Raw genomic sequence first — 19029 nt, 5'->3', positions numbered from 1 at the left:
GCAAGTCATTGATCAAAAATGACTTTCTTCAGTTTCTGCGCTTTATTTTGCGGATCTTTTTGCGCATCTTTTTGCACGACGCTTCAGGTCGTATGCCTGACTCCGCTGTCGGCCCCATGGACCCGCGACCCGCTCACTTCAAGCGCAGCACTTCCTGCTCCGTCACCGCCGACGCCTTGTTCCCCCAGCTCTGCCGGATCACCGTCGCGACGGCGGCCATCTCGGCCTCGGTGAGCACCTGCCGCAGCGGCGGCATGCCGTACGGACGCGGATGACCCGGCGTCGTCGGCGCGTAGCCGCCGTCCGCCAGCATCTGCAGCACGTTCTGCGGCGCGTCCAACGTCACCGCGCGGTTGCCGGCCAGCGGCGGATAGGCCGGCTCGTCGGCGATCCGCCGCCCCTGCCCCTGGTCGCCATGGCAGTCGGCGCAGTGCTTGGCGTACACCTGACGACCGAGGTCCATCTGCGCCGGCGGCGCCGGCCTGAACTCGGCGGCCGGCGACCCCTCGCGCGGCAGGCCGCGCAGGTAGACGGTCATCGCCTGCACATCGGCGTCGGTCAGATGCTGGAGGCTCTCCGCGACGACGTCCGCCATCGGCCCGAGCGCCGCGCCCTTCGGCGACCAGCCGGATCGCAGCCAGGAGCGCAGCTCGGCCTCGGACCAGTCCTGCACGCCCGCCGCCTGCGGATCGGCCAGCGACGGCGCGATCCAGCCCTGCACGCCGACCCAGCCGCCGCGCAGTCCCGCCGCGTCCCGCAGCGCGCCAAGGCGATTGCGCGGCGCGTGGCACTCGGCGCAGTGGCCCACCGCCTGGACGAGGTAGCGACCTCGTTCCAGCGCTGCCTGACCGGCGACCTCCTGCGCCACCGCGCGATTGATGCGCGGGTCGTCGTGCGAGGGCGCATCACCGGGCGTGAAGTACATCAGCCGCCACACCGCCAACGCGGACTGCCAGCGGTACGGCCACCCGAGTTGATGCGGCGGCGCCGTCTGCGTCACCGCCGGCTGCTGACGCAGCCACGCGAAGATCGCATCGGCATCGTCTCGCTTCATCGCCGTGTAGCTGGTGTACGGAAAGGCCGGATAGAGCAGCCGCCCATCGCGGCTGCGGCCATGGTGCATCGCGCGCCAGAAGTCGTCGCCGGTCCAGCGGCCGAGGCCCGTCTCGGGATCGGGCGTCAGGTTGCTGCTGAACAGCGTCCCGAACGGCGTGCCGAGCGGCAGCCCGCCGGCCAGCGGTGCGCCGCCGCGCGGGCTGTGGCAGCCGGCGCAGTTGGCGATGCGGGCCAGGTAGGCACCGCGGGCAATCAGCGCGGGATTGGTGTCCTCGGCGCCGGACTGCACCGGCCGGCCTGAGAGCCAGAGCTCCCGGCCCCACGCGCCGGCGAGCAGCAGCAGCGCCATCAGCGGCACCGCGATCACGACGCCGATCAGCAGGCGGACGAAGGTCCTCATCGGCGCCGAGCCGGCGGCGTCCCTGGCGTTCGCTTCGCCGCTCATGGCGCGAGCCCTCCGCACGGGACCGGCAAGGGCGTCGTCGACGGCGGCTCCGGATGCGCCCCCGCGGGCTTCGCGGCGAGCCAGCTCGCGACGACGGCGATGTCGTCGGTCGACAGCGCCTTGGCCACATCGGCCATGCAGTCGGGCGCATGCGCGCGGCGCAGTCCGCTGCGCCACGCGCCGAGCTGCCCGACCAGGTAGTCGCGCGGCAGCCCGAGCAGCCCCGGGATCGCCGGCTCGCGCCCCGCCATCAACGGTCCGTGACACGCCGTGCAGGCCGGCACCTTGCGCGCGGGATCGCCCTGCGTGATCAGCCGCTCCGCGCGCGCCTGCTGTTCCGGGCCCAGGCCCGAGGGCCCCGGCGCCGGATAGGGCACGTCGAGCGCGGCGAAGTAGCCGGCGATCTCGCGCAGGTAGTCGTCGCTCATGTTGCGCAGCAGGCCGGCCATCAGCGCGTGATGGCGGCGGCCGTCGCGGAAGCTCTGCAGCTGGTTGTAGAGGTAGCCGGACGGCTTGCCCGCGAGCCGCGGGAAGTAGCCCTGCGTCGTCGCCCGGCCCTGCGCGCCGTGGCACAAGGTGCAGGCCTGGACGCGCTCGGCGATGTCGTTGGTCAGCGGGCGCAGCGGTCGCGCGCCGGGATCGGACGGCGGCGAGGAAACCCCTTGCGCGAACGCCGCGGACATGTCGGAGACAAGAGAGACGGCGGAGAGTCCCAGGCCCAGCACTGCGGCGATGAGGACACCCGGGGGGCAACGGGAGATCTTCATCCGGCCATCATCGCCGATCCCCGTCCTGAACGCCGCCGTGGCCGCCGCCGTGCCCGCCGCGTGATCGCCGTCGTCAGCGCCGTCGTCAGCGCCGTCGTCAGCGCCGCTGGTCCGGGCCGGGCCATCGCAGGGCCGCCCAGCCGTCGCGGCCCTGGTGCTTGGCCTGGTACAGCGCGCGGTCGGCTAGCGCGATCAGGTCCGCCGCCGGCACCTCGCCGTCGGCGACGCTGGCGATGCCGATGCTGGCCGTGATCGCGATGCCCGCCGGCCGCGCGGCCCGCACCGCCTCGACGATCTTGGCCGCGACCTGCTCGGCCTCCTCGGGCCGGTTCAGGCCCTCGAGCACGGCGACGAACTCGTCGCCCGCGATCCGCGCCACCTGGTCGCTGCCCCGCACGACACGCCGCAGCACGGTCGCGAAGTCGCGCAGCACCGTGTCGCCGACGCCGTGGCCGTGGGTGTCGTTGATCGACTTGAAGCGGTCGACGTCAAGGAACAGCAGCGCCAGCACCCGACCCTCGCGCATGTGGCGCCGCTGCCGCGCCAGCGCGCCCTCCAACGCCTGGTCGAATTCCCGCCGGTTCGGTAATCCCGTGAGCGCGTCCGAACTGGCCAACCGCGCGAGCTGCGCCTCCGCCTGCTTCATCACGGTGATGTCGATGGACAGCGTGAAGATGCCCGACACGCGCCCGTCGGGCCCGACGTCGGGCACGTAGATCGAGCGCAGGTGCCGCTGCTTGCCGAGCATCGTCGCCGTGATCTCGAACTCGACGCGCTCCCCGCCCAGCGCCAGCGCGAGCTGGGCGCTGCGCTGGCCGGTGCTCTCGAGGCCGAAGACCTCATCGATGTGCAGCCCCGTCACGGCCTGGGGATCGAGGCCGAACCAGCTCCGCATCGTCTCGTTGGTGTAGCGCAGCCGACGCTCCGCATCGATGTAGGTGATGAAGACCGGCAGGTTGTCGGTGATCGCTTTCATCCGGCGCTCGCTGGCGGCGACCCGCGCCTCGGCGCGCTTGCGCTCGGTGATGTCCATCGAGCAGGCGTAGAAGCCCTCGACGCGGCCGCCCGCGAGCTCGGGCACGAAGCTCTGGTGGAAGTGCAGCGTCTCGCCGTCGATGACCTGCTCCGCGTCGAAGGCCACGGACTCTCCCTGCAGCACGCGGTCGACGAAGGGACGCATCTGCGCGGCGTTCTCGACGCCGCGCACTTCTTCCAGCGTCTTGCCGACCAGACTGCCGGGGTCGCTGTGGAAGACGCGGCCGACCTCCGCGTTGGCGAAGCGCAGATGCCCCGTCCCGTCGTAATGGCTGATCAGCGCGGGCACGTTGTCCGCGATGCCGCGCAGGCGCTGCTGGGTGCGCAGCAGGTCGCGCGACCGCAGCAGGACCTGCGAGGTCGCCATCACCGAGAACAGCGCCAGCATCGCCAGGCCGGCCAGCATCAGCAGCTCGGTCTGGCCGGCCTCGCGCGACAGGCGCTCGCTGATCGTGGAGCGTTCGGCGCGCAGCGACGAAGTCAGCTCGCCCAGCAAGTCGCGCAGCTCGTCCATGTGGTGGAGGCCCTGGTCGCCGAGCACCAGTTCCAGCGCCTCTTCGTGACGACCGGAATCGTGCAGACGGATCGTCTGGTTCATCTCGTTCATCTTGAGCTGGACCAGCTCCCGGATGCGGACGAGCCGGGGCGCGTGGGCGGGGTCGTCGTCGCGCGCGAACAGGTCGTCCACGCGGCGGTCGAGGCTGCGGATCGCGTCGCGGTAGGGCTGCAGGTAGCTGGCGCGCTGGGTCAGCAGGTAGCCGCGCTGGCCGGTCTCGGCGTTGAGCAGATCCTCCATCAGCAGCGTCATCGCCGGCACGACGGTGTTGATGCGGTCGGCGCGGCGCAGGTCGCCGAGCGTCGCGCGGGCGCGCCAGGCCAGCAGCGCCACGATCACCGCCATCGCGAGCAGCGCCAGCATCAGCAGGCCCACGCCGCGACCGAGGCTGGTGCGGTGGGTCGACTCGGCGGAAGAACGCATGCAACGGCTCGGGCGGATCGGTCTCGGGGACCGGATGGATGACGCGAAGGCAATGCGCGCAATGCGGGGACGCGCGGAGGTGCGCGATCGAACGCGAACTCGACGCGCACTCGACGTGGAATCGACCGGCCGTGGCGGCGGCGGGGCCGGTAGGGATTCGGGCGATTATGGGGATGGCCGTGCGATTGCCGTCAAGCTGGCATCGGCCCCGGTGGTCCGGTGGCGCACGCATGCGACAGTCCGGGGATGTCCGCCATCCCACTCCTGCGCCGGCCCGAGCCGCACGGCCACGCGAAGGTCAGCTTCGTCGAGCTGTTTTTCGACCTCGTCTTCGTCTTCGCCGTCACGCAGTTGTCGCACACGCTGATCGGCCACTTCGCGCACGACGGCGTCACGCTGCACGGCGCGCTGCAGACCGGTTTCCTGATGGCGGCCGTGTGGTGGGTGTGGATCTTCACCTCCTGGGTCACCAACTGGCTGGACCCGGAACGCCTGCCGGTCCGGATCTGCCTGTTCGCGATGATGCTGGGCGGGCTGCTGATGTCGGTCTCGCTGCCGCAGGCTTTCGGTGAGCGCGCGTTGATGTTCGCAGCCTCGTTCACCGCGATCCAGGTCGGGCGGACGCTGTTCTTCCTCTGGGCGGCGCGCGGAGCGGATGCGGTCCTGGTGCGCAATTTCCAGCGCATCGGCGCGTGGCTGGTCGTGTCGGCCGTGCTGTGGATCGCCGGTGCGCTGACCCCCACGCTGCGGGTGCCGCTGTGGGTGGCGGCGCTGGCGATCGAGGTCGTCGGTCCCTCGGCCGGTTTCTTCGTGCCGGGCCTGGGGCGCTCGACGACGGCGGACTGGACGATCTCCGGCGGTCACCTGGCCGAGCGCTGCGCGCTCTTCGTGATCATCGCGCTGGGCGAGTCGCTGCTGGTCACGGGCGCGACCTTCGCGGCGGAGCCGCTGACGACGATGAGCCTGCTGGCCTTCCTGGTGTCCTTTGCCGGCAGCATCGCGCTGTGGTGGCTGTACTTCGACACCACCAACGACTTCGCGACCGGCCGCATCGCCCACAGCGACGATCCGGGGCGGCTGGCGCGGCTGGCCTACACCTACATCCACCTGCCGATCGTGGCGGGGATCATCGTCAATGCGGCGGCGGACGAGTTCGTCCTGGCGCATCCGGACGGCCACACCGATCTGAAGACGGCGCTGTGCCTGCTCGGCGGCGTGGCGATCTACGTGATCGGCGTGGGGCTGTTCAAGCGCGCGGTCGTCGGCCGCTGGCCGTGGTCGCACGGCGTGGCGGTGATCGCGCTGGCGGCGGCGGGGCCGTTCGTGCCCGCCTGGCCGCCGGTGGCGACCAGCGCCTTCGCCTGCGCGGTGCTGGTGGCGCTCGCGGTATGGGAGCGGCACTCGCGGGCGCAGTGTCTCGTTCCCGACAGCGGGGATGCGGACGACGCGCCTAGCATCGGCGCATGAGCGCGCCCTCCTCCACTGCCCCTTCCGCAGCCTCCGCCGCCTTTGCGGCGGAGTTCACCGTCGATCCTCATCCGGCCGACGCCCTGTTCCCCGCTTCAACGCGACGGCTGACCGTCGAGACCGAGCCCGGCGTGCGCATCCATGCGCGCGTTTGCGGCGAGGGCCCGCCGCTGCTGCTGATCCACGGACATCCGCAGACGCTGGTGATCTGGCACCGCGTGCTGCCGGTGCTGGCGGCGCGCTTCACCGTCGTGATGCCGGATCTGCGCGGGTACGGCGATTCCTCGAAGCCCGCCGGCGATGCGGACCACGGCAACTACAGCAAACGCCGCATGGCGCAGGACCTGGTCGCCGTGATGGCCGCGCTGGGCCATGCGCGCTTCCGGGTGCTGGCGCATGACCGGGGCGCGCGCGTCGCGCACCGCATGGCGGCGGATCATCCGGCGGCGGTCGAGCGACTCGCGCTGCTGGACATCGCGCCGACGCTGGCGATGTACGAGCAGACGACCGAGGCGTTCGCGCGAGCGTACTGGCACTGGTTCTTCCTGATCCAGCCGGCGCCGATGCCGGAGCGGCTCATCGAGGCCGACCCGGCGGCCTACGCGCTCGACGTGATGGGCCGGCGGCACGCGGGCCTGTCGGCTTTCGATCCGCGCGCGTTCGCCGAGTACCAGCGCGCGCTGGCGCTGCCGGGCACCGCGCACGGCATGTGCGAGGACTACCGCGCCTCGGCGGGCGTCGACCTCGAACACGACCGCGCGGACCGCGACGCCGGCGCGACGCTGCCGATGCCGCTGCGCATCTACTGGGGCGCGCAGGGCGTGGTCGCGAAGTGCTTCGACCCGCTGAAGGAATGGCGACGCGTCGCGGCGGATGTCGACGGCGGTCCGCTGCCGTGCGGTCACTACATCCCGGAGGAAGCGCCGGACGAGTTGCTCGCGGCGGTGATGCCGTTCCTCACCGAGGGGCTTTGAGGGACGACAGCGAGCGGCCCGTTAGGCTGCAAGCATTGCAGTTTCCGAAGTGGACGGAGTGACGGGATGAACAAGCTGGTCGCCCTCGGGCAGTTTCTGGGCGGAGCGGTCCTGTGGATCGCGGCGGTGGTGGCGGGCTACAACGCGCTCAAGCCGCTGATCGGCGCCGGGGAAGGCGCAGGCGCGCCGGTCGGTGCGGGTGGCGCGTTCGTGATCGTGCTGCTGCTCGCGGGCGTGGGAACGTGGCTCATGCGCGCCGGCTGGCGCCGCCTGCGGGCGCGGGCGGGTGGGCATTGCTGAACGTCTCACGACTCTCTCCGGGCCGGCGTTGCTCATGCGCAGCTAGGCGGCCTGCTTCTGCATGTCAGCGACGAGTTCCGGTCGCGACGAGTGAGCGAACGACTCGCGCTTCAATGTCAGCGCGTCGATCATGGCTTGATTGGTCAGCAGGAAGTTGTCCAGCAAGGTGTACCAGTTCAGCACGAAACGCTTCATGCGCCGTTCGTCGCTGACCAGGCCGGGCAATCCCTTCGCAAGCTGCCCCTCCATCCGGCTTCGAATCTCCGTATCCGTCTCGGAAATCTTGCGCCCGATCAGGATGAGTTCGAAGTGCATCACTTCGCTGCCAAACTCCGCGTGCTTCTTGATCAGCTGTGCGTAGCCATCCAGTTGCTGGAGGTGCTTGTAATTGAGCGCGATGCCTGGACGCTTGATCTCCACCACGATGCAACGATAGATTTTCCGGCCCATCGAATCGTGGTGCGGGACTTTGCGGGCAAGGAACAAGTCCGTCTGCTTCCTCGCGCCATCGATGGCTGAGGAATCGGCCGCATCCAAAGCGAACGTCCTAGTCGAGTCCAAGATGAGCCTATTCCCAGATCAAGTCCTAACCAGTGATCGCGGCCCACAGCTTTTCATGAAGTTGAAGCGCGTGCGACAGGCGATTTTGCAGGGTTGGCGGGTCGGAGACCTGCTTCGCGATGGCTCCGTCAATTTGCCGCAGTGCGCAACGGCGGCTGTGGACTACCTGATCGTCGTCACCAGCCGCCAACTCAACGTTGGATTCGGAGACAACTTCAAGCAAATGTTTGGAGATGACGTTTTCGAGAGATTGAACCCAGATGTAGTTTCCTCAGCGCCGACCGACGAACAGATCCTGCGACTTCCCCCATGCCACATCTTTGTGCTGAGCATCGAAGAATTTGAGCGGTTGGTCAGTGGCGTCAAAGCGGGCGACCTTAACCTCGTGAGTCTGCTGGAGGAGGTGGCGGTGGCGATCACAGAACCCGGCGGAAAACGAATGTTTTTCCATCAGATGCTCGATGGCAAAGATCGCGCAGACTGGCCAAAGAGTCGCCTTATGTCCGAGGCATGCGACCGCGTCACAGACGATGTACTTTCACATTTGCAGGATCAAGAGGCCGTCGAAACTTTGAGGGAAGCACGTAGCTAGCAATCGGCTGCGATGTAGCAGATCCAGTCATCTCACTTGGTGCTCCGATCGGCGATCATTTCTGAAGAGCACACCCATGTCCACAAGCTCTTGTCACGAGTGCTCGCGGAGGAGAGTTTTGAATGATCCTTGGTCGATAGTTTAGTTGTCGCCAGGCGTCAACTTCATCACAAGTTCATTCACGTCCGCGCATCGTCACGCCTCACCTGGCGATCGTCGGATAGAGATCGTCCATCCACACGACCTCGTCCGCGTAGGACTGAAGGTCGGTCGACAGATTGGCCTGCAAGCCACTGACCCAGACTTCCTTCTTGAGGTCGGACTTGACGTACGAGATCGCCTCTTCGAAATCGCCGTCGCCCGCCGACAGGATCAGTCGGTCGTAGACGTTCTGCACCGCGAGCTTGATCAGCAACGTTGCGATCGCGACGTCCACGCCCTTCTGCACTTCACGGTCGAACTGGACGCCGCAATCCGGGCATTGAAGATGCAGGTTCTTCATCTCGTACAGCTGGACCCGCATCTTCGGACCGCGCGGCGGCGCTGCCTTGAGCCACGTGTGGAACGCGTTCTGCTGATCCGTCGCCAGGTCGCGCGTGGAGTTCAGGTAGTAGCTCTCGTAGATCGGACCACCGTTGCGCTGGACGAGCTCATTCTTGAGCTTCAGGTAATCGAACGGACGGCCGCGACCCACGTTGAACAGGTAGGCGCCGTCGATGATCCAGACCGTTTTCATGCTTCCTTTCGGTTGAGGCGATTCTAGGCAGCGTCGCGCGCCACAGCCCTTCAAGCTTGAGCAAGCCACAGAAGCAAAAAAGGGCGTGCACTCCTGCACGCCCAAAGGGGCACCGGTAAAGGTCCGGTCGGGTTTGAAAGGGGCCGGGTCTTGCCCGGCCGGGGCTCAGGCTGGCGTCGTCCAGCCGCCGCCCAGTGCGCGGACAAGTCCGACCGTCGCCTGATACTGCGCGGCCTGCACCTGCAGCGCTGCGCGGCGGTTGCGCAATTCACTGCGGCGCGCATCCAGCAGATCGAGCTGGCTGACCAGCCCGTTGCGGTAGCGCGAGTCCGACAGCGCCGTCGCGCGCGTCGACGACTGCACCGCCTGGCCCTGCACCTCCGCCTGCTGCGACAAGGTCTGCAGACCGACCAGCGAGTCCTCGACCTCGCGCAGCGCCTGCAGCAGCTGCTGGCGGTAGTTCGACATCGCCAGGTCCAGGCCCGCCTTCGCCGACTCCACGCCCGCCTTGCGGCGGCCGCCGTCGAAGATCGGCAGCGACAGCAGCGCATCGACCGACCACGCGCGCGCCGACCAGCGGAACACGTCGCTCAGCTCCGGCGACGCGTAGCCGCCGTTGGCCGTCAGCGACAGGCTCGGGAACCACGCGGCCTGCGCCACGCCCACCCGCGACTGCGCCGCGAGCAGGCTGCGCTGCGATGCGGCCACGTCAGGGCGACGCGCCAGCACCGTGCTCGGCAGACCCGAGGGAATCGACGGCAGCGGGGCGAACGCCGTGTCTTCCGCCACCTTGAAGCCCGAGGCGGGCTCGCCCAGCAGCACCGACAGCGCGTTCTCCAGCTCGGCACGGCGGCGGTCGAGGCTGATCGCCTCGGCCTCGGTCGCGGCGACTTCCGTCTGCACGCGCGCCAGGTCCAGTTCGGCGACGTCGCCCGCTTGATAGCGACGTTGCGTCAGCGCCAGGGTCTCGCGGTAAGCCGCGACCGTGTCGCGCACCAGGCGCCGTTCCTGATCAGCGAAGCGCAGTGCCAGGTAGGTCTGCGCCACGTCCGCCTGAACCATCAGCCGCGTGGACTGCAGCAGCGCTTCACGCGATTGCGCGTCCAGCGAAGCCGCGCGGGTGGCTTCCGAGAGACGACCGGACAGGTCGACTTCCCAGCTCGCCGCCAGACCGGCGTTGTAGACCGTCGTGGCGGCCGGACCTTGGCCCGCCACCGTGCCGCGCGCGGCGCCGGCGCTGGCGCCGACCTGCGGCAGGCGGTCCGCATTCGTGCTGCGCAGCAGCGCCCGCGCTTGCGCCAGTCGCGCCGCCGCGCCCTGCAGATCGTTGTTGCCGACCAGCGAGCGGCGGATCAGGTCATTCAGCGTCGCATCGCCGAACGCGAGCCACCAGTCGCCGCGCGGCTCGGCATCAGCCGGCGGGGCGACCGCCCAGCGCGCCTCGCCCACCGTCGCGGTGTCCTGCGACTTGAAAGCCGTCGGCGTCGCCGGGAGGCGCGATTCGTCGATCGGCGGCGGTGTCGCGCAACCGGCCAGCACCAGGGCCGCCAGCAGCGTCGTCATCATCAGTTTCGTTGTCATGGCATCACTCCTTGGAGCCGCACGGAGCCGCTGAGGGCTCCGCCGGCCCCGGAGCCCGCCTTGCGGCGGAACTCCAGGTGTCGTGGATCAGGATTGCGAGTTACTCGTGCTCGTGGCGCGGCGCGGCGGGATGCGGACGGGCATTGCCGCCCGGGCCGAAGTCGTGACCCGCGCCCTGCTCGGGCTGCACGAAGGCCTCGACGTCATGCGGCACCTCGCCGTGCTGCTTGAGCGGCTTGTTGCCGGTCAGGCGACGCACCACCACGTAGAACACCGGCGTCAGGAACAGGCCGAAGGCCGTCACGCCGATCATCCCGGCGAACACCGCCACGCCCATCGCGTTGCGCATCTCGGCGCCCGCGCCCGTGGCCAGCACCAGCGGCAGCACGCCCATCACGAACGCCATCGACGTCATCAGGATCGGACGCAGGCGCAGCCGGCTCGCCTCGATGGCCGCCTGCAACGGCGTCCTGCCGGCGAATTCAAGCTCCCGGGCGAACTCCACGATCAGGATCGCGTTCTTCGCCGACAAGCCCACCAGCACGATCAACCCGATCTGCGTGAAGACGTTGTTGTCCCCGTGGCTGAGCCAGACGCCGGTCATCGCGGCCATCAGCCCCATCGGCACGATCAGGATGATCGCCACCGGCAGCGACAGGCTCTCGTACTGCGCGGCCAGCACCAGGAACACCAGCAGGATGGCCAGCGGGAAGACCCACACGCCGGAGTTGCCGGCCAGGATCTCCTGGTAGGTCAGCTCGGTCCACTCGTAGCTGATGCCCGGGGGCAGCGTCTCCGCGGCGATGCGCTCGACCGCGTCCTGCGCCTGGCCGGTCGAATAGCCCGGTGCGGCGCCGCCGTTGATGTCGGCCGACAGGAAACCGTTGTAGCGCATCGCGCGTTCCGGACCGAAGCTCGGCTGGACCTTCATCAGCGCCGACAGCGGCACCATCTCGCCCGAGGCCGAACGCACCTTCAGCAGGCCCACGTCCTCGGCACGGGCGCGGTAGGCGGCGTCCGCCTGTACGCGGACCGTGTAGGTGCGGCCGAACTTGTTGAAGTCGTTGACGTACAGCGAGCCCAGGTAGATCTGCATCGTGTCGAACACGTCCGTCACCGCCACGCCCAGCTGGCGCGCCTTGGTGCGGTCGAGGTCGGCGTACAGCTGCGGCACGTTCACCTGGTAGCTGCTGAACAGACCCGCCAGTTCCGGCGCCTTCTGGGCCTTGGCCATGAAGGCCTTGACCGCCTGGTCGAGCGCCTCGTAGCCGAGGCCGCCTCGGTCTTCCAGCTGGAACTTGAAGCCGCCGGTCGTGCCCAGGCCCTGCACCGGCGGGGGCGGGAACATCACGACGAAGGCGTCCTGGAGCTGACCGAAGTCGGCGTTCATCTTGGCCGCGATCTCGCCGGCCGACAGGCCCTTGCCGGTGCGCTCGTCGAAGGACTTCAAGGACGCGAACACGATGCCCGAGTTCGAGCTGTTGGTGAAGCCGTTGATCGACAGGCCCGGGAACGAGATGGCGTGCTCGACGCCGGGGGTCTTCATCGCGATCTCGCTCATGCGGCGGATCACGTCTTCGGTGCGGTCCAGCGTGGCGCCGTCAGGCAGCTGCGCGAAGCCGATCAGGTACTGCTTGTCCTGCCCCGGCACGAAGCCGCTCGGCACCGCCTTGAACAGACCCACGGTCAGGCCCAGCAGGCCGGCGTAGATGAGCAGCATGATCACCTTGCGGGAGATCGCCTTCGTCACGCCGCCGCTGTAGGCCTTGGCGCCGCGGTTGAACAGCTTGTTGAAACCGCCGAAGAAGCGGCCCAGCACCTTGTCCATCGCGCGGGTCAGCCAATCCTTGGGCGCGTCGTGGCCCTTGAGCAGCATCGCGGCCAGCGCGGGCGACAGCGTCAGCGAGTTGACCGCCGAGATCACCGTCGACATCGCGATCGTCAGCGCGAACTGCTTGTAGAACTGGCCCGTCAGGCCGGTGATGAAGGCCAGCGGCACGAACACCGCGACCAGCACCAGCGCGATCGCGATGATGGGGCCGGACACTTCGCGCATCGCGCGGTAGGTCGCTTCACGCGGACTCAGGCCCGCCTCGATGTTGCGCTCGACGTTCTCGACGACCACGATCGCGTCGTCCACCACGATGCCGATCGCCAGCACGAGGCCGAACAGCGACAGCGCGTTGATAGAGAAGCCGAAGAGATGCATCACCGCGAAGGTGCCGATGATGGACACCGGCACCGCCAGCAGCGGGATGATGGACGCGCGCCAGGTCTGCAGGAACAGGATCACGACCAGCACGACCAGCGCCACCGCTTCGAGCAGCGTGTGGACGACGGACTCGATAGACGCCCGCACGAACTGCGTCGGGTCATAGACGATGGAGTAGTCCACGCCTTCGGGCATGGCCTTCTTCAGCTCGGCCATCGTGGCGCGCACGTTGTTCGAGATCTCGATCGCGTTCGAGCCCGGAGCCTGGAAGATCGGGATCGCCACCGCGGACTTGTTGTCCAGCAGCGAACGCAGCGCGTATTCCGCGGCGCCCAGCTCGATGCGGCCCAGGTCGCGCAGACGCGTCACCTGGCCGTTGGCGCCGGACTTGACGATGATGTCGCCGAATTCCTGCTCGCTGTTCAGACGGCCTTGCGCGTTGATCGGCAATTGCAGGTCGATGCCCTGCAGGCCCGGCGAGGCGCCGACGACACCGGCGGCCGCCTGCACGTTCTGCTCGCGGATCGCCTGGACGACGTCGCTGGCCGACAGGCCGTGTTCGGCGACCTTCTGCGGGTCCAGCCAGATGCGCATCGAGTAGTCCCCCGAGCCGAACAGCTGCACCTGACCCACGCCCTGGATCCGCGCCAGGCGGTCCTTGACGTTCAGCACCGCGTAGTTGCGGAGGTAGGTCATGTCGTAGCGGTCGTTGGGCGACAGCAAGTGCACGACCATGGTCAGGTCGGGGCTGCTCTTGACCGTCGTCAGACCGAGTCGGCGGACCTCCTCGGGCAGGCGCGGCTCGGCTTGCGAGACGCGGTTCTGCACCAGCTGCTGGGCCTTGTCCGGGTCGGTGCCCAGCTTGAAGGTGACCGTCAGCGTCATGAGGCCGTCGGTCGTCGCCTGGCTGCCCATGTAGAGCATGCCTTCGACGCCGTTGATCGATTCCTCGAGCGGCGTGGCCACCGCTTCCGCGATGACCTTGGGGTTCGCGCCGGGGTACTGCGCGCGCACCACCACCTGCGGCGGCACGACTTCGGGGTATTCCGAGATCGGCAGCACGCGCACGGCGAGCAGCCCGGAAACGAAGATCAGCACCGACAGCACGCCCGCGAAGATCGGGCGGTCGATGAAGAATTTGGAGAGATTCATGTCAGTCTTTCAAGTCGACTGGATAAAACGGCAAAGGGTCCCCCGCGGGGCGGCGTCGCGCCGCCCCGAAGGCTGTCCGGAGCCCCATTGGGGACGGGTCTTGCCCGTCCCTTCGGGTTCAGGTCAGGTCTTGTCCGCCTTGGGGGCGCCGTCCTTGGCCTGGATTTCTGCCTTGGCGTTCATCGGGACGATGGTCGGAGCGACCAGCGCGCCGGGACGCACGCGTTGCAGGCCGTTGACGACCACGCGCTCGTTGGCCTTCAGGCCCGACGTCACGACACGCAGGCCGTCGACGTTGGCGCCCAGCAGCACCTCGCGGTAGCTCAGCGTGTTGTCCGCGCCGACCACCATCACGAAGCGCTTGTTCTGGTCGGTGCCGACCGCGCGCTCGTTGACCAGCACGGCCGCGCTCTTCTTGGCCTGGCCCAGGCGGATGCGGGCGAACTGGCCCGGGATCAGCGCGCCGTCCTTGTTGTCCAGCACCGCGCGCACGCGCACCGTGCCGCTGCGGGCGTCGACCTGGTTGTCGATCAGCTGCAGCTTGCCGTTGAAGGGCGTGTCGGCGGTGGCCGCGGTGCCGATCTGCACGGGGATGCTCGACAGGTCACCGGCGGCGATCTTGGCGTTGCCGTGCAGCTCGTTCAGCGCGCGGGCGACGGTGCCCTCGTCGGCATCGAAGCTGGCGTAGATCGGGCTGACCGAGACCAGCGTCGTCAGCACCGGCGCGCCGGGACCGGCGGCCACCAGGTTGCCCTGCGTGACTTCCAGCTTGCCGACACGGCCGGCCACCGGCGCGCGGACCTGCGTGTAGCCGAGGTTCAGCTTGGCCGACTGCAGCGCGGCCTGCGCGGCGCGCAGGTTGGCGTTGGCTTCATTGGAGGCGTTGCTGCGCTCGTCGAGCTCGCGCTGCGCGATGGCGCGCTCGCTCCACAAGCGGGTGGAACGCTCCAGCTCGCTCTTCGAGTACGTCACGCGGGCCTGCGCGGCCAGCACCTGCGCCTCGGCGCGATCGACCTCGGCCTGGTAGGGCGCGGGATCGATGGTGATCAGCAGGTCACCGGACTTCACCAGCGCCCCTTCCCGGAAATGCACCGACTGCACGGCACCGGAGACGCGGGCGCGGACGTCGACGCGCTCGACAGCCTCCAGGCGGCCCGAGAACTCGTCCCACGCGGCCACTTCCTGGCTCGCGACGGTGGCGACGGAGACGGGAATCGCCTGCGGCGCGCCCGACGGTTGATTCGCGACCGCCTGCTGGCTGTGCAGGCCGACGACGAGGGCCCCGACGACCGCGGCGACGGCGGTGAGCGAGGTGGCAAAGATCTTCTTGTTCATGGTGGGTGCTCCGGTGACGGGGGTAGACGTTGGGAGTTCTTTGAGGGCTCTTGGGGTCAGGCGGGTTGCAGCCGGGGTTTGCCGGCCGGTGGGATCAGGGACAGGAAATCGGCCAGCTTCTGGCGCAGGGCGCTCGCCCACGGCAGCTGGAGGGCGGACAGCGAGGGCAGCTTCATCAGGCTGCAGGGCCAGCCGCTGGGGCCGGCGATCAGCGCCTGCTGCACGTCGACGCCGGCGCGCTTCATCGCGCGGGCATAGGCCAGCGCCTCGTCGCGCATCGGGTCGTCGTCGGCGCTGACGACCAGCGCCGGCACCAGGCCCGCGAGGCGGCCGGTGTTGGCCGGCGCGGCGTAGGGATGGTCGCCGTCCTCGCATTCGCCGAGGTAGGCGCGCCAGCCGTGCATCCATCGGCATTCGCCGTAACCGGCGTCGGCCTGGCGCAGCGAGGCGGTGCCCATGCACGGGTTGAGCATCGGTCCGATCAGGATCTGGCCGGAGAGCTTGCGGTGGCCCTGGTCGCGCGCCATCAACGCCAGCGCGGCGGCGAGGTTGCCGCCCGCCTCTTCACCGGCGACGAGCAGCGGCGCGCCTTTGCCGGAGAGCCGGGTCCGCGCCTTGTGCAGGCCGGCCAGCAACGCATCCAGCGTCTTCAGCGCGGTCGGGAACACGTATTCCTGGCCGGTCGGGTAGTCCACGTCGACGACCACGGCGCCCGCGTCCGCCAGCAGCCGCGAGACCAGTTCGCCGCTGTCCAGGCCCCCCTCGGTGAAGGCGCCGCCGTGCAGGTGCATGACGACCGGCGCATCCTTGCGACGGACCGCGCTCTTGTACACGCGCACCGGCACGACGCCGTCGCCGGCGGGCAGGAGGTCGTCGTGGCAGGAGGTCAGCGGCAGCGCATCCATGGCAGGGCCAAAGGCCTGCTCCGCGTGGGGGCAGGCCGGTTCATGTTGCAATGCAGCGAAATTTAGACAATGGACGCCGTCCGATAAACAGCCCGGGACGCGCATCAGCGTTTCATCGACGAAACAATCGATCGGGCAGGATGGCGACCTCGCGCGCGCGTAGACGCGCCGTGGTGTCGATAGCGGTGGCGGCGGGCAGCCGCACCAGTCAGGGTGAGAAGGGGTCACGGATGGACAAGCTCAATGCCATGCAAGCTTTCGCGCGCGTCGTGGAAGCCGGGACGTTCACGCGGGCGGCGGAATCGCTGGACCTGCCCAAGACCGCGGTGACGCGGCTGATCCAGTCGCTGGAGGACCACCTCAAGGTCAAGCTGCTGAACCGCACGACGCGGCGCGTCAGCGTGACGCCGGACGGCGCCGCGTATTACGAGCGGGTGACGCGGCTGCTGTCCGACATCGAAGAGCTCGAGGGCTCCGTCTCGCATGCGCGCGCGGCGCCGAAGGGGCGGATCCGCGTGGACGTGGCCTCGTCCGTGGCGCGCCTGCTGTTGATCCCCGCACTTCCGGAGTTCTATGCAAGACATCCGGACATTCAGATCGACCTCGGCGTGTCGGACCGGCCGGTGGACCTGATCGGCGACAACGTCGACTGCGTCGTGCGCGGCGGCGAGATCACCGACCAGTCGCTCGTCGCGCGCCGCATCGGCGACTGGGGCTACGGCTGCTGCGCATCGCCGGCCTACATCCAGCAGCACGGCCTGCCGCAGCATCCGCTGGACCTGGAGTCGGACCAGCATCATGTGGTCAGCTATTTCTCGACGCGCACCGGCAAGCGTTTCCCGTTCGACTACAGCAAGAACGGCCAGCGCTACGAGATCTACGGCCACTACAAGGTCTCGGTCAACGACGGCAACGCCTACATGACGGCGGGCCTGACCGGGCTGGGCGTGATCCAGGCGCCGTACTTCATGATCAAGCCGCACATCGACTCCGGCGAGCTGGTGCCCTTCCTCTGCGACTGGGAATCGGACCCGCTGCCGCTGTACGTCGTGTACCCGCCGAACCGGCACCTGAGCACCAAGCTGCGGGTGTTCGTCGACTGGATCGCGGAGCTGTTCGAGCGCCATTCGCAATGGCAGAAGCAGCTGGTCGCGAGCTGCGAGGCCAAGCGCACCGAGTCGGACGCGGAATACATCCCGCTGCAGGCGAATGCGGCGAAGCAGGCGGTGCTGAGCGCGGCTTGAGGGTCGCGATCGAGGCGTGAGTCTTCACGCCGACCCGACGCCGCTTGAGCGGCGTCACGGCTCGCGCCCATAATCGCCGCCGACCTCCGGTCGCCGCCAAGCCTTCGGAAGCGTTCGCGCCTCCGGCCGCGGGGATTCCCCGCGGCGCTTTCCATAGTCAGTCATCCGGCGCCGATACTTAACCGCGCTGCCGCGCGGAGCTGTATCGGTCGAGACCGGCCAGTTGGCGGCGCCTCCGGGGGTCACCTGTTGCCCCCGTCGCCGCGATCGCGGCGGCGACAAGGACCGCCCCGCCTGCCGATGACCGCTGCCGCGCCGTTGCCCTATCCCCGCTGGATCGCGCTGGCGCTCGCCCGCGCGCTGCAGGCGGACGACGAGTCGCCGCGTGCGCGCGAGGCCGATGCGCTGCTGGCGCGCGCCGAGCAGTGCCTGGGCGCTGAAGCGCGGCCCTGGTTGAAACCGCTGTGCGTCGCGCTCGCGCGATGGACGACGCCGGTGTGGCGGTCGCACTCGGTCGGCAGCCTCGCGGACGCCCTGCTGGAGATCGGGGCCTTCCATGAAGGCTTCGATCTCGAACGTTTCCCTCAACCGATCGTGCGCCGCCTGCTGCTCCGGCCATCGCGGATGCGTCCGCTGCCCTTCGCGCTGGCACAGCTGGTGCTGCCGGACTGGCCGACGGAGGCCCACCTCGCCGCATGGCTGGGACTGACGCTGGACGAGCTCGATCACTTCGCCGGACCCTCGCGTCACTACCGCGAGGCGGTCGCCACGCCTCAGCGACCGCATGTCGCGCCGACGCCTCACTACCGCTGCCTGCTCGTTCCGAAGCGCCGCGGCGGCCTGCGTCTGATCGAAGCACCGCTGCCGCGCCTGAAGGCCGTCCAACGCCGTCTGCTCGATGGCCTGTTGAACACGCTGCCGTGTCACGAGGCTGCCCACGGATTCGTGCCCGGCCGCAATGTCGCGACGAATGCGGCGGTCCACGCCGGCCAGGACTTCGTCATCCGCTTCGACCTGCGCGACTTCTTTCCCGGCATCGGGCGCGCGCGCATTGCGGCCACGTTCCGGACGCTGGGCTTCTCCGACGCCGTCGTCGAGCGGCTCACGACGCTCTGCACCGCGCGCACGCCGGCGCCGGTTCGAGAGCGCCTGCGCGAGGACGGATCGATCGACTTCGACGGCGCGAAGCGGCTCGCCTCGCCGCACCTGCCGCAGGGGGCGCCGACGTCGCCCGCCCTCGCGAATCTGTGCGCGTTCCCGCTCGACCTGCGGCTGGACGGACTCGCCCATCGCTTCGGCGCGCGTTACTCGCGGTACGCGGACGACCTGGTGTTCTCGGGCCCTGCCACGCTGCGCCGGGACCAGCGCGAGTTCCGCGCCTGGGTCCAGGCGATCGTCGAAGACGAGGGCTTCCGCCTGCGCCGCGACAAGACGCGTGCGATGCCCTCGGGCGGCCGGCAGCAGGTGACCGGCGTCGTCGTCAATGCGAAGCCGAACCTCGCGCGCGAGGACTTCGATCGATTGAAGGCCGAGCTGCATCGGCTCGGTGGGCTCGATGCTGTCGACGCGGCGCTGCGCTCGCAACTGCTGGGGCGACTCGCGTGGGCGCGACAGTTCCTCGCGCCGACACGCGTCGACAAGCTGCAGCGGATGTTCGACACGATCGCGTTCGAGTCAGCCCGCTGACC

General features: G+C 69.0%; 15 protein-coding genes. 6 read left to right on the top strand and 9 right to left on the bottom strand.

What is annotated here, in order from left to right; translation table 11 throughout:
- Nucleotides 1-133: 133 nt before the first annotated feature.
- The 3 genes from ACQ4L4_RS26075 to ACQ4L4_RS26065 all read right to left on the bottom strand — a co-directional run bounded on the left by ACQ4L4_RS26075 (nt 134) and on the right by ACQ4L4_RS26065 (nt 4282).
- Complete coding sequence (locus ACQ4L4_RS26075; protein ID WP_431101686.1) at nt 134-1501, bottom strand: c-type cytochrome; 1368 nt, start codon at nt 1499-1501, stop codon at nt 134-136.
- Nucleotides 1498-2268, bottom strand: a complete 771-nt coding sequence (locus tag ACQ4L4_RS26070) for a c-type cytochrome (RefSeq protein WP_431101685.1) — start codon at nt 2266-2268, stop codon at nt 1498-1500. The genes ACQ4L4_RS26075 and ACQ4L4_RS26070 overlap by 4 nt, the downstream gene beginning before the upstream one ends.
- 97 nt (nt 2269-2365) lie before the next feature.
- On the bottom strand, nt 2366-4282 hold the full coding sequence (locus tag ACQ4L4_RS26065) for a diguanylate cyclase domain-containing protein (protein ID WP_431101684.1): 1917 nt from the start codon (nt 4280-4282) through the stop codon (nt 2366-2368).
- Between the two features lie 246 nt (nt 4283-4528).
- Between ACQ4L4_RS26065 and ACQ4L4_RS26060 the strand changes: the two genes are divergently transcribed.
- The 3 genes from ACQ4L4_RS26060 to ACQ4L4_RS26050 all read left to right on the top strand — a co-directional run bounded on the left by ACQ4L4_RS26060 (nt 4529) and on the right by ACQ4L4_RS26050 (nt 7023).
- Entirely contained in the window at nt 4529-5749 is a 1221-nt protein-coding gene (locus tag ACQ4L4_RS26060) for a low temperature requirement protein A (protein ID WP_431101683.1), read from the top strand.
- Nucleotides 5746-6723, top strand: a complete 978-nt coding sequence (locus ACQ4L4_RS26055; protein WP_431101682.1) for an alpha/beta fold hydrolase — start codon at nt 5746-5748, stop codon at nt 6721-6723. The genes ACQ4L4_RS26060 and ACQ4L4_RS26055 overlap by 4 nt, the downstream gene beginning before the upstream one ends.
- Before the next feature lie 66 nt (nt 6724-6789).
- Nucleotides 6790-7023, top strand: a complete 234-nt coding sequence (locus tag ACQ4L4_RS26050) for a hypothetical protein (protein WP_431101681.1) — start codon at nt 6790-6792, stop codon at nt 7021-7023.
- Nucleotides 7024-7065: 42 nt separating this feature from the next.
- Here ACQ4L4_RS26050 and ACQ4L4_RS26045 read toward each other — a convergent pair whose 3' ends face one another.
- A complete protein-coding gene (locus ACQ4L4_RS26045; protein ID WP_431101680.1) occupies nt 7066-7560 on the bottom strand; it encodes a hypothetical protein in 495 nt (164 codons plus the stop codon).
- 79 nt (nt 7561-7639) lie between these two features.
- On the opposite strand from ACQ4L4_RS26045, the gene ACQ4L4_RS26040 reads away from it, so the two are divergent.
- On the top strand, nt 7640-8176 hold the full coding sequence (locus ACQ4L4_RS26040) for a hypothetical protein (protein ID WP_431101679.1): 537 nt from the start codon (nt 7640-7642) through the stop codon (nt 8174-8176).
- A gap of 202 nt (nt 8177-8378) precedes the next feature.
- On the opposite strand, the gene ACQ4L4_RS26035 is transcribed toward ACQ4L4_RS26040, so the two are convergent.
- From ACQ4L4_RS26035 to ACQ4L4_RS26015, 5 genes are all read right to left on the bottom strand, one after another.
- The gene (locus ACQ4L4_RS26035; RefSeq protein WP_431101678.1) at nt 8379-8912 is read right to left on the bottom strand and encodes an NYN domain-containing protein; all 534 of its coding nucleotides are present in this window, start codon (nt 8910-8912) and stop codon (nt 8379-8381) included.
- 165 nt (nt 8913-9077) lie between these two features.
- Nucleotides 9078-10493 carry an efflux transporter outer membrane subunit gene (locus ACQ4L4_RS26030; protein WP_431101677.1) on the bottom strand — a complete coding sequence of 472 codons (1416 nt, stop codon included), beginning with the start codon at nt 10491-10493 and terminating at the stop codon, nt 9078-9080.
- Between the two features lie 100 nt (nt 10494-10593).
- Nucleotides 10594-13857 carry an efflux RND transporter permease subunit gene (locus tag ACQ4L4_RS26025; RefSeq protein WP_431101676.1) on the bottom strand — a complete coding sequence of 1088 codons (3264 nt, stop codon included), beginning with the start codon at nt 13855-13857 and terminating at the stop codon, nt 10594-10596.
- Between the two features lie 123 nt (nt 13858-13980).
- Nucleotides 13981-15192, bottom strand: coding sequence for an efflux RND transporter periplasmic adaptor subunit (locus ACQ4L4_RS26020; RefSeq protein ID WP_431101675.1), 1212 nt, complete (start codon nt 15190-15192; stop codon nt 13981-13983).
- A 56-nt stretch (nt 15193-15248) separates the two neighbouring features.
- Nucleotides 15249-16097 carry an alpha/beta hydrolase fold domain-containing protein gene (locus tag ACQ4L4_RS26015; RefSeq protein WP_431101674.1) on the bottom strand — a complete coding sequence of 283 codons (849 nt, stop codon included), beginning with the start codon at nt 16095-16097 and terminating at the stop codon, nt 15249-15251.
- A gap of 230 nt (nt 16098-16327) precedes the next feature.
- Here ACQ4L4_RS26015 and ACQ4L4_RS26010 point away from each other — a divergent pair, with 230 nt between their 5' ends.
- Together ACQ4L4_RS26010 and ACQ4L4_RS26005 are read left to right on the top strand one after the other, a co-directional pair.
- Nucleotides 16328-17341: a LysR family transcriptional regulator gene (locus tag ACQ4L4_RS26010; protein WP_431101673.1), complete on the top strand. Its 1014-nt coding sequence runs from the start codon at nt 16328-16330 to the stop codon at nt 17339-17341.
- A gap of 300 nt (nt 17342-17641) precedes the next feature.
- Complete coding sequence (locus tag ACQ4L4_RS26005) at nt 17642-19027, top strand: reverse transcriptase family protein (RefSeq protein WP_431101672.1); 1386 nt, start codon at nt 17642-17644, stop codon at nt 19025-19027.
- The last annotated feature ends 2 nt before the right edge of the window (nt 19028-19029 follow it).

The organism is Roseateles noduli, from assembly GCF_050626985.1.
GTDB lineage: Bacteria > Pseudomonadota > Gammaproteobacteria > Burkholderiales > Burkholderiaceae_C > Roseateles > Roseateles noduli_A.
The sequence above is the reverse complement of the archived record's forward strand: the minus strand, read 5'-3'. Positions and strand labels throughout refer to the sequence as shown.

What these genes read in the sequence shown, in the direction of transcription:
- ACQ4L4_RS26075 (WP_431101686.1), bottom strand. Translation starts at nt 1,501, where the DNA reads ATGAGCGGCGAAGCGAACGCCAGGGACGCCGCCGGCTCGGCGCCGATG.
- ACQ4L4_RS26070 (WP_431101685.1), bottom strand. Translation starts at nt 2,268, where the DNA reads ATGAAGATCTCCCGTTGCCCCCCGGGTGTCCTCATCGCCGCAGTGCTG.
- ACQ4L4_RS26065 (WP_431101684.1), bottom strand. Translation starts at nt 4,282, where the DNA reads ATGCGTTCTTCCGCCGAGTCGACCCACCGCACCAGCCTCGGTCGCGGC.
- ACQ4L4_RS26060 (WP_431101683.1), top strand. Translation starts at nt 4,529, where the DNA reads ATGTCCGCCATCCCACTCCTGCGCCGGCCCGAGCCGCACGGCCACGCG.
- ACQ4L4_RS26055 (WP_431101682.1), top strand. Translation starts at nt 5,746, where the DNA reads ATGAGCGCGCCCTCCTCCACTGCCCCTTCCGCAGCCTCCGCCGCCTTT.
- ACQ4L4_RS26050 (WP_431101681.1), top strand. Translation starts at nt 6,790, where the DNA reads ATGAACAAGCTGGTCGCCCTCGGGCAGTTTCTGGGCGGAGCGGTCCTG.
- ACQ4L4_RS26040 (WP_431101679.1), top strand. Translation starts at nt 7,640, where the DNA reads ATGAAGTTGAAGCGCGTGCGACAGGCGATTTTGCAGGGTTGGCGGGTC.
- ACQ4L4_RS26035 (WP_431101678.1), bottom strand. Translation starts at nt 8,912, where the DNA reads ATGAAAACGGTCTGGATCATCGACGGCGCCTACCTGTTCAACGTGGGT.
- ACQ4L4_RS26030 (WP_431101677.1), bottom strand. Translation starts at nt 10,493, where the DNA reads ATGACAACGAAACTGATGATGACGACGCTGCTGGCGGCCCTGGTGCTG.
- ACQ4L4_RS26025 (WP_431101676.1), bottom strand. Translation starts at nt 13,857, where the DNA reads ATGAATCTCTCCAAATTCTTCATCGACCGCCCGATCTTCGCGGGCGTG.
- ACQ4L4_RS26020 (WP_431101675.1), bottom strand. Translation starts at nt 15,192, where the DNA reads ATGAACAAGAAGATCTTTGCCACCTCGCTCACCGCCGTCGCCGCGGTC.
- ACQ4L4_RS26015 (WP_431101674.1), bottom strand. Translation starts at nt 16,097, where the DNA reads ATGGATGCGCTGCCGCTGACCTCCTGCCACGACGACCTCCTGCCCGCC.
- ACQ4L4_RS26010 (WP_431101673.1), top strand. Translation starts at nt 16,328, where the DNA reads ATGGACAAGCTCAATGCCATGCAAGCTTTCGCGCGCGTCGTGGAAGCC.
- ACQ4L4_RS26005 (WP_431101672.1), top strand. Translation starts at nt 17,642, where the DNA reads ATGACCGCTGCCGCGCCGTTGCCCTATCCCCGCTGGATCGCGCTGGCG.